The 1,517-nt window shown below is 33.9% G+C and carries 2 protein-coding genes and 1 pseudogene; all 3 read right to left on the bottom strand.

Annotation, left to right across the window (positions count from 1 at the left end):
- Positions 1–351 (bottom strand): phosphotransferase family protein (locus ACLNCN_RS04710; RefSeq protein WP_424844734.1); only part of this gene is annotated, 351 nt, incomplete at its 3' end.
- 120 nt (positions 352–471) lie between these two features.
- Positions 472–900, bottom strand: a complete 429-nt coding sequence (gene aac(6') / locus ACLNCN_RS04705) for an aminoglycoside 6'-N-acetyltransferase (protein ID WP_006153473.1) — start codon at positions 898–900, stop codon at positions 472–474.
- Between the two features lie 341 nt (positions 901–1,241).
- A pseudogene (locus ACLNCN_RS04700) lies at positions 1,242–1,517 on the bottom strand (ABC transporter ATP-binding protein); the annotation flags it as partial.

Raw genomic sequence — 1,517 nt, 5'->3', positions numbered from 1 at the left:
TTCTGTTACAGGGAGTGAATGAATTTTATAAAGGATTCTTCCTGCTTCTACACCGTACGTGTATTGTTGTTCTCTCGAAGTAGTTAAAATGGTTTCTCTTGCATCTTTCCCGTCTATCCATTCGTGTAAAGAATATACTTTGTCATCGCAGAGTTCTATGCTAATTGGTTTACACATCGGAACTCCAAGAGAAGCCACTTTCTCCATCATCTCAAATTCAAATTTTTTAGAATCTAACTTATCCTTATCAGAAACACGCAAGAAATATTTTTTCTGATTTTGATCTGTCACACAATATTTTTTATCATCTGACCAGCCTTTATTTATGGCTATCTTACTACTAAAATCCATCAATAACTCCTCGATTAACTTTACAACATTACTATATTCTTAAATAATGAAAAGTAATTCGTGGTCCGTCCATTCTTTCACACTTCCTAAAGATACATAAATGTTGACCACGTTCTGAAATTATAATTTCTTCTTAAAATGAATAATTCTATTTGCCTCCTGAAATCCAATATTAAGATGAAATCTTATAGAATCCGTATTCGTTAAAGTACAGTCACTTGCAAATTCCTTACATCCTTTATTTTTCGCCCATTCCTCACATTTTGTACAGAGGTTTTTAGCAATATCCTTTAAACGATATTTCTCGTCGACAATAATCCCTTCTAAGAATCCAACAGGACTATATTTACAACCTTCAACATAATCAAATCTGAGTGAACATAGTGCTAGACCTACAATTGTGTCACCTTCAACTTCAGTAAAGATTGCAGTATTCTTGCCATTCGTATATTTTTTTAATTCATCAATAGCTTCTTTATCGGTCAATTGGGGCCATAATTGTTTCATTAGTTTAGCCGTTTTTATAGAATCATTTGTTATTCCATCCATATTGATGTTCCTCCGCAAATTCCAAGCAAATGTTTCGAATCATGCTGTTACTTTGTTACTCATTGATTGATACCAATACCATCCCCTTCTACTTTTCGCTGTCTCAGATCAGAAGAGCAGAGCCACGCACTCAACGGCTCGGACTTACCGTATCATTTCGTCGGTTCCCTCCTCATTCTACGAGTCCTATCCCATGGGCGGAACATCTACTTCTACTTCGCTGATGACTCAGCTCATACAAGCAGTGATACCGCCTCAACATGTGGTGCTAGTCAACATCTATATTATAAAACGAAAGTAATAGAGTATTTTATAGAATTATACTATAAAACGAAAGAGAATTACACACTCAACTCAACCAATTTATAAAATTCACCTTTCCTATCCATCAAGTTATCAAAAGAACCATCTTCAACAATAACTCCATTTTTCATAAAAAGAATTCTATTGTATTTTTTCAATATGCTCTTATTTAACTTATGCGTAACAACAAGAACCGTCAAATCTTGAATTTCTAAAATTGAATTTTCAATTTCAGTAGTAACTTTATTATCTAAAGACGAGGTAGCCTCATCTAATAATAAGATTGGTGTTTTTCGAATTAAAGCACGCGCAAT

It is taken from the genome of Streptococcus sp. CL8.13 (genome assembly GCF_049737895.1).
Note: the sequence above shows the minus strand (reverse complement) of the source record. Positions and strands in the feature narration are given on the sequence as shown.